The 6,299-nt window shown below is 59.6% G+C and carries 2 protein-coding genes; both read left to right on the top strand.

Annotation, left to right across the window (positions count from 1 at the left end; translation table 11 throughout):
* Positions 1-2,437 (top strand): WD40 repeat domain-containing protein (locus ASE66_RS12365; protein WP_162262478.1); only part of this gene is annotated, 2,437 nt, incomplete at its 5' end.
* A 43-nt stretch (positions 2,438-2,480) separates the two neighbouring features.
* Positions 2,481-6,248, top strand: a complete 3,768-nt coding sequence (locus tag ASE66_RS31335; protein WP_162262477.1) for a CHAT domain-containing protein — start codon at positions 2,481-2,483, stop codon at positions 6,246-6,248.
* Positions 6,249-6,299 lie beyond the last annotated feature (51 nt).

Here is a 6,299-nt window from a genome sequence, read left to right as displayed (position 1 = left end):
CGGCGCGGCTGGCTGGTACTGGAAAGACGCTCGGGCTCAAGCCGAGATCGCCAACGATCAGCGCGAGGCGGCTGTCAAGAGTGCTGCAAAAGCGGAGGATGACACCGCACGGTATGCCGCCGCGATTGCCGACGGGCTGCTAGTGCAGGGCCGCCCCGTCGAGGCGCTCAAGGTCGTGCGCTCGGGCCTGAGCGGCTCGTTTTCAGCGGAGGACTTCGCTCGCAAGCCCGCCGCGTATGCGATGCTGTCGCAGAGCCTGTCCCGTCTCGAGCAGGATCCAGGTGTGCTTCGCGGGCACAGTAGCGTTGTCACCAGAGCCGCGTTCTCGCCGGACGGGGCGCGGATCGTCACGGCGTCCGAGGACAACACAGCGCGGCTGTGGGACGTCGCGAGCGGGCGGGCGCTGGCCACCCTCGAGGGACACACGGGCGCGGTCTGGACCGCAGCGTTCTCGCCGGATGGCACTCGGATTGTCACGGCGTCCTCGGATAAGACGGCTCGGCTGTGGGACGCGGAAAGCGGGCGGGCGGTGGGCGCGCTCGAAGGGCACTCGGGTACGGTCAATACCGCCGCGTTCTCGCCGGACGGGACGCGGATCGTCACGGCGTCCTCGGACAGCACCGCGCGGCTCTGGGACGCCGCCAATGGACGGATGTTGGCCGTCCTCTTGGGGCACGGAGGCCCCGTCACTAACACCGCGTTCTCACCGGACGGGACGCGGATCGTCACGGCGTCCTTCGACGACACGGCGCGGCTGTGGGACGCGGCGAGCGGGCTGGCGCTGGCCACCCTCGAGGGGCACACGGGAACGGTCAATACCGCCGCGTTCTCGCCGGATGGTACGCGCATCGTCACAGCGTCTTCTGACAAGACCGCGCGGCTCTGGGGCGCCGCGAACGGGCTGGCGCTCGCCACCCTCGAGGGACACACGGGCGCGGTCTGGACCGCAGAGTTCTCGCCGGATGGTACGTGCATCGTCACAGCGTCTTCTGACAAGACCGCGCGGCTCTGGGGCACCGCGAACGGGCTGGCGCTGGCCACGCTCAAGGGGCATACGGAAACGGTCCGAACCGCCATGTTTTCGCTGGATGGGACGTGGATCGTCACGACATCCTTTGACAAGAAGGCCAGGCTGTGGGACGCGGCGAGCGGGCAGGCGCTGGCCACGCTCAAGGGCCACACAGATATGGTCAACACCGCCGCGTTCTCGTCGGACGGGACGCGGATCGTCACGGCGTCCGCCGACAAAACCGCGGGGCTGTGGGACGCGGCGAGCGGGCGTGCGCTGGCCACGCTCGAGGGACACACGGCGTCAGTCAACACCGCCGCGTTTTCGCCGGACGGGACGCGGATCCTCACGGCGTCCTGGGACAACACCGCGTGGCTGTGGGACGCGGCGAGCGGGCGGAAGCTGGCCACGTTCGAAGGGCACTCGGCTAGCGTCAATAGCGCCATGTTCTCGCCGGACGGGACGCGGATCATCACGGCGTCGTATGATGACACGGCGCGGCTCTGGGACGCGGCAAGCGGGCTAGCGCTAGCCACGCTCAAGGGGCACACGAATTCAATCAACACTGCCGCATTTTCGCCGGACGGGACGCGGATCGTCACGGCGTCCTTCGACAGGACGGCGCGGCTGTGGGAGGTAGCGAGCGGGCTGGCGTTGGCCACGCTCAAGGGACACACGGGTATGGTCAACACCGCCGCGTTCTCGCCGGACGGGGCGCGGATCGTCACGGCGGCCTGGGACAAGACGGCGCGGCTGTGGGAGACCGCGAGCGGGCGGGCGGTGGCCACCCTCGAGGGGCACACAGGTTGGGTCAACACCGCCGCGTTCTCGCCGGACGGGACGCGGATCGTCACGGCGTCTTGGGACAACACGGCGCGACTGTGGGACGCGGCGAGCGGGCGGGTGCTGGCCACGTTTGTGGGGCACACGGGTATGGTCACCACCGCTGCGTTCTCGCCGGACGGGACGCGGGTCGTCACGGCGTCCTGGGACAACACCGCGCGGTTGTGGGACGCGGCGAGTGGGCGGGCGCAAGTCACGCTCGAGGGGCACAAGGGTATGGTGCATCGCGCCATGTTCTCGCCGGACGGGACGCGGATCGTCACGGCGTCCGACGACAATACGGCGCGGCTGTGGGACGCGGCGAGCGGCCGGGCGCTGGCCACGCTCGAGGGGCACAATGGTATGGTCCATACCGCTGCGTTCTCGCCGGATGGCATACGGATCGTCACGGCGTCCACCGACAAGATCGCGCGGTTGTGGAATATGACTCCGGCATTTTCAATGGCGATGCCGGGTGGTGGCATCGGCTGGAAGGTCCAGCCACCGTTCGACCAGAGCTTGATCGATCGCGCTGATTTCGTCGTTCCCGGTCGACTGACGGAAGGAGAGCGTCGGGCGATCCTCAAAGAGGATGGAGCGGGTTAGATCTAAAAACTGCCAACTTAGAAGTCAGGATTGGAATTCCGCAATGGAAACGTCCGTTACGCCAAAGAGCACGCGAATCACGCATCCTGGCGGCCTCAGCGTTCACGCCGCAACTCCGCCAAAACGCGAAGTGGTTGATTCGAGACGATCAGGTCGTGCATCACCTGCAATCGACATCAGCAATCTTGCCACCGCGGCAGTTCTTTCAGGCCTGACAACTGATGGCCTCACCCTTCACGATACGTTTGACATCGTCCCGGCGGGCGCCAAAAGATCATCCGTGCAGGGCAGCCGTCGAAGGTCGCATGGATCATCACAATCACCTGACCTTGGCGTTATTAGGATCTCTGTTGACCTTGCGATCGAGGAGCAGGCGGCGCTACTTGTCGAGCGCGATGGCGTGTTTCAGTGGCAACTCCCGCTGCGGGACAGCGGGCCGTCTGCTCGCATGCGCAGCGGTATATCATCTAGCAGCAAGGCAGTGTTTCAGATTGGGAGCGATCGCGGCTCCAGCAGCGGGGGAGCACCAAAACGCAGAGGACTGCTCGATACAGCCGTTGACGTTTTAGCGGAGAAACTTCGAGCCTATGTATTTAAATTCGCGGCATACAAGGCGGTGGAAGGCGCGGCGCATATTCTCGAACGAAATCTTAAGCCAGGCCTGATTATTTTTGATTCAAACTCTCCAGCAGAATGGGTAGCGACATCGACGCTGCGAGCGATCACGCACAAATCTGGCAAGCCAGCCCGCCTGCTCTTATTTATTCATGGGACTTTTTCCAGCGCGCAAGGCAGCTTTGGCGCACTCGGCATAACGGACGAAGGCAAGCATTTCCTCCACGCCGCGAGAGCGCATTATGACGCACTGATTGCGTTCGATCATTCTACGCTTGTTGAGACCCCTCAGAAAAACGCCGAGGACATTGCCACTGCACTTGGAAAGCTATCTCTTCCGGCCGGAAGTACGGTCGATATTGTGGCGTATTCTCGCGGCGGATTGGTTGCGCGACTTTTAACTGAACGTTTGCTCATTGAAGGAATGGTCGCGAGGCCTGGCAAAACTGTTTTTGTCGGCTGCACTAACGGCGGAACCGCTCTCGCGCGCCCCGAGAACTGGCAAACTCTTCTCGACATTTACACCAATTTGGCCATTGCGGCTGGCCGTGGGCTTGCGGTTTTCGATGCGGGACTGGCAAGCATAGTGATACAGAGCACCGTTAAGACACTTGGGGCATTTGTGCAGGCGGTCGTTGATGCTGCAATTACGGAGGCTGCTGTGCCGGGCATTGCCGCAATGTCGCCAGCAAGCGATCTGGTTTTGAGCTTAAATAGCAGCCAGGAAATGCAAAGGCCCGACAGGCCTTCCTATTTTGTAATTGGTTCAAATTTTGAAACCTCCGTATTCAGTAAATCTATAACAGGGTCTTTGTTTCCTGAGAATTTTCTGCGAGCTCTCGCTAATTTCAATGTCGACGCGCTTATTGGAAAGGAAAATGATCTGGTCGTCGACAATAAAGCGATGATTGAATTCGGTCATCAAAGCGCGTTGATTATAGATTCATTGATCTGGAAAAAAAGTACCATTATCTATCACACAAATTATTTTGCCCAAGCCGAAACCGTAAAAGCGTTGCAGGCATGGCTGACGGGCTCACAAAATAATAGCGCATGGCAGATAGTGACCGCCAACCCAGCCGTCGTGTCGATCCATCTCCCGCAAGAGGAGTTTCGGACGAAGATCGCAGGCTTCGAACCTCAACGGATCATCGTTCTCGATCGGCAACCTTATGGGTACTATGTCAGAAGAGCAGGCGATATCCTTAGCGCCGTTCAAGTTGCCGAAAGCCAAGAGAGTCTCGATAATATTCTCGATCTGCATGAGACGACAGTTGCCGTGCAGCTTCCAGCCCACGGCTCCGCTCCAAACCCTCTTTCGGAAAGAGGATGGGTGAGAATCGAGCAGGGCGTGGTGACGGAGGCATTCCCACCACCGTTCACTCCGGTGGGGGATCCAATCGATCAATCGCTTCCCTTAATCGTAGCATCTCCCCCTGTCGTTGAACGGCATTTTGGTGGCTCCAACGAAAGGCTGGTTGCGGCGGTATCGTCAGGTAAACCGAGGCAATCGGCACGTCACTCAACAACTCGAGATTCAAGGGAGCGCCGCAGCGCTGGTGCGCCCCTGTCAACTCGGGCGCGCCATCAGTCGGCGCCCGATCAGCGGGTCGCCGCCAATGCTGGGAACCAAGCGGCAGCACCACCATTGCCGGCAGCCCGACCGGAAGAGGCGGCAACCGAAGTCAACTGCCACTTCAGCGCTGAAATGATGGAGTCTCCGCCACTGGCGCGGCCAGCAGATCTGACGGTTACGATTTCACGAGAGCAGCTGAACAAGATTATTGGTCCTACCGTTGCCGTGGCGGCGGCACCTACCAAGGTCGACTTACCCATTACTCTTGAGATCCATGCGAAAGCCAATTGTGAGGTGATCGGATCAACGGCAAGCGAGGTCCGCGTACCCGATGCCGGAAAGCTTGAAACCTACGACTTCAAAGTCCAGGGCCTTTGCACCGGACGGGCCGAGGTCTGGGTCGATGCTCGACAGGGAGCACGCCGCCTCGCACGAATGGTGCTGCAACCGGTGTTTGTCGCAACTGGAAACTTGACAGCTTCTGCCTTCGTCAGCGGAAGAGATCTCGATCCCCCTAGTATACAACTCCGAATCTACGAGATTTCCGAGGGTTCCAACTCAAACTTCAGTCTTCGGTTCGTTCTTGAATCGCGGGATCTGAACCTCTTGATGGACTACGAGACGCCTCGCTTCAAAGCGCCACGTGATGCCTATGTCAGCAGCCTCTATGAGCGATTAGAAGGTGAATGGGGAGCAAGCTCAGGTGATTTTGGTAGATTCATGCGTGGCGTCCGCAGTTTTGGCGGTGAAATTTATGAGCAGATTGTTCCGGAGCAGATTAGAAGGGCAATTTGGGACCATCGGAACTCCATCGGAAGTGTCGAGGTGATATCACACGAGCCGTTCATTCCATGGGAGGTCCTGCATGTTGTCGAGCCTGGTAAGAGAATGCCTCTGGAAGGTAATATGTTTCTGGCTGAGCTTGGTTTGATTCGCTGGATTCGAAATTGCGGGTGGCCAACTGCGACCCTGAAGGTTGGAAATGACCGCGCCCGCCACGTTGTACCCGACTACCCTAGCGCCGAGCTTCGATTGCCGTTTGCTGCCGATGAACGAAAAATTCTCAAGTCAAAATTCAACAGCACGGAATTGAATGCGGATAGTCACGATGTATTGAAAGAAATCTCAGCAGGAGGATCTTTTGACCTCTTGCACTTTGCATGCCACGGAAACGCCAATGATGATCGTATATGGGACGCGTCTCTTTTGATGTCCGGCCGCATCAGTTCGGCAGACGGACAATACATATCGGATACTTTGGGTGTAACGGATGTAAGTCAGTTTGCTGACCTTGGGTCGAAAACGGGCACGATGCCGATTATATTTCTGAATGCGTGCCAGGCGGGGAAAACAGGACGGTCACTATCTGGTACAGGTGGAATGGCAGAGGCCTTTGTTCGCGCCGGGGCTGGGCTTTTTGTGGGGACGCTTTGGTCGGTTGGCGACAAAACGGCATTGACGTTCGCAGAGGCATTCTATCGCACGTTGCTGGACGGCAAGACCCTGAATCAAGCCATGCGCGCGGCACGAGAAGAAGCCAAAGAGGCGGCGGAACCGACCTGGCTCGCTTACACAGTGTACGGCCATCCTTACGCTAGACTGAGTCCTCGGGGCATTTGATGTCTGGTGTTTGGCAGCAGGGGATTGCCCGGGTTCTGTTCTCTGAGGGGG

Source organism: Allobosea sp. Root483D1 (assembly GCF_001429505.1).
Lineage (GTDB): Bacteria > Pseudomonadota > Alphaproteobacteria > Rhizobiales > Beijerinckiaceae > Allobosea.
Note: the sequence above shows the minus strand (reverse complement) of the source record. Positions and strands in the feature narration are given on the sequence as shown.